Annotated in this window: 3 protein-coding genes; all 3 read left to right on the top strand. The window is 27.2% G+C overall.

Translation table 11 applies throughout. The annotated features are described in order from the left end of the window. The first annotated feature begins 194 nt into the window (after positions 1-194). The 3 genes from ACJDT4_RS23245 to ACJDT4_RS23235 all read left to right on the top strand — a co-directional run bounded on the left by ACJDT4_RS23245 (position 195) and on the right by ACJDT4_RS23235 (position 1,931). The gene (locus tag ACJDT4_RS23245; RefSeq protein WP_406790008.1) at positions 195-893 is read left to right on the top strand and encodes a hypothetical protein; all 699 of its coding nucleotides are present in this window, start codon (positions 195-197) and stop codon (positions 891-893) included. A 349-nt stretch (positions 894-1,242) separates the two neighbouring features. Further along, the gene (locus ACJDT4_RS23240) at positions 1,243-1,515 is read left to right on the top strand and encodes a hypothetical protein (RefSeq protein ID WP_406790007.1); all 273 of its coding nucleotides are present in this window, start codon (positions 1,243-1,245) and stop codon (positions 1,513-1,515) included. A 212-nt stretch (positions 1,516-1,727) separates the two neighbouring features. Further along, positions 1,728-1,931, top strand: coding sequence for a hypothetical protein (locus ACJDT4_RS23235; RefSeq protein WP_406790009.1), 204 nt, complete (start codon positions 1,728-1,730; stop codon positions 1,929-1,931). The last annotated feature ends 147 nt before the right edge of the window (positions 1,932-2,078 follow it).

Below are 2,078 nucleotides of genomic sequence, written 5' to 3'. Positions count from 1 at the left end.
AGCATTTAGAGGTTTAGCTAGTGCAGATAGAATAAATGAGGCATTAGAAAATTTTGAAGAAGAGCCTGTGTTTAGTAGTGTAAATAATACTAAGGTGGCAGGTGACAGAAGGCTGTAACATTTCAGATGTTATTACTGCATATCCAGTTTATGCTGATACATTAAAGTAAAATTACAAGAAAGTAGAGATGAAAATGAAAAAAATAAATTTTGATAATATTATATTAATAAATGAAATCAATAAAATTAATACTCAATATGTCAAATGTATTAGTGAGCATAATTCTTCAGACTCACAAAATTATAAGTGTTTAAATTTTAAAGCAACATATGATAGATATAACTTTGCAATTAGGTTGTTTATACAAGAAAATGATAATAATCTAACAATAGAATTATTATGTGAGAATATTTGTAGAAATATAGATGTAAGTGATGATGCTATGGAATTTATAATTAATGAAATAGCTATAATAGCTAAATTAGTGAAATGTAAGCTAGAGGAATATATTAATACAGAAGCAATAAATAAATCAATAGAGATAGACAGTATGATTATAGATGATAATATTGAAATTAAAAAGTTTGATTTAGAAGAAATTAAAAATAAAATTCAAAATTTATATAATACCTTAAAACCTGATAAAGCAGAATATAGCAATTATACTAATAAGCTATATTTATTTACTAAAAGAGGGTATTATATAGCAAAAGTATTGGCTGAGCTAAATATTGCAAGTTTTAGAAGAACAAGAAGTGGATATGAAATTAAATTTTTAGAAGAAGAATCAAGATATACAAATAGTTTTAATGATAAATTTGCAAGAGAATTATCGAGCATTGGTATTCCATCAATATCAGTAACAAATGAGTATCTAGATTATTCATGGTAATATATAATAAAAATTGTTATGGATTTAGTAATAATTTGACTACAAAACTTATAAGTATTTAACTGCATAAAAATATACATTTTCAGATTATTTAAAAACCAATGAAAGTAGTAAATAAACTTACTTAATAATAATAATTATGCAGTGAGCCATAACTAAAAGAAAAATAAACTAATAAAATGCCCAGTAGATGCTAACATAGTGTCTATTGGGTATTTTTCTGTAGTGTCAAAACGAATATATCATAAGTAAATGCGGTTTTAGCTCTAATCATTAATTAATAATGCTTAGCACTACTTTTATTTAGAAACATGATATACTTATATAAAAAAAGAAAGAGAGAAAAAATATGAAACAGTTTTTTAAAGCAATAGAAGAAAATATAAGAAAATCAGGATATTCTGGAGAAGTTAGTGGCGAAAAAATATATGATGAAATAAGCAATGAGGCAGAGGAACAAGAAGAGGGAAGTTACTTATTCCTGAAGAAGCAAAATGACGACATTATGTTTGAATACAGAGTGGATATTTTAGAGGACAATATCAATTTGGCGACACTTACGATACATACACCAGAGAAAAAGTACTTTATTGATTTTGATGTAGAATATAAAGTCAAGTAATACTATTTAGATTGATAGAAAAGTATGGTACTCTATAAATAGAGGCATTTGACGCCTCCAGAGAAGATATACCTATTTGGTGTATCTTTGTTTTATTTTTAAGAGAAAAGCCGCCGTTTTTATGGTAGGCTTTTTTATGTGCGCCAAGCATGTACTGGGCAAGGTTGCATAACAAATCAAAGTCCTAAACTATCCGGAAGTCTATGGTGTAAATGTGGCAGATATTCAGAGATAATGGAGATGAGTTAAGGAAAACTATCAAAGAGGGCAAATATAGCCCAAGTCCAGTCCGAAGGGTAGAAATACCAAAAGATAATGGAAAAATGAGAAAGCTAGGGATACCAACAGCAGTTGATAGAGTAGTCCAACAAGCGACAATGCAAATATTATCACCAATAAATGAAGGAGAATCCTAAAATAAAGAGGAATCTCCTTTTTCTATTTTGTTTACGATTATGATATAGAATAATTAAGCTTATACTTATGATATTAAGCAGATGATGAAACTTATAAAGATGATTAAAATCAAAGCAAAAGTTAAATAATAAGTTGAATTACACTTA

The organism is Clostridium neuense (assembly GCF_045310695.1).
GTDB classification, from domain to species: domain Bacteria; phylum Bacillota; class Clostridia; order Clostridiales; family Clostridiaceae; genus Clostridium_S; species Clostridium_S neuense.
The sequence above is the reverse complement of the archived record's forward strand: the minus strand, read 5'-3'. Positions and strand labels throughout refer to the sequence as shown.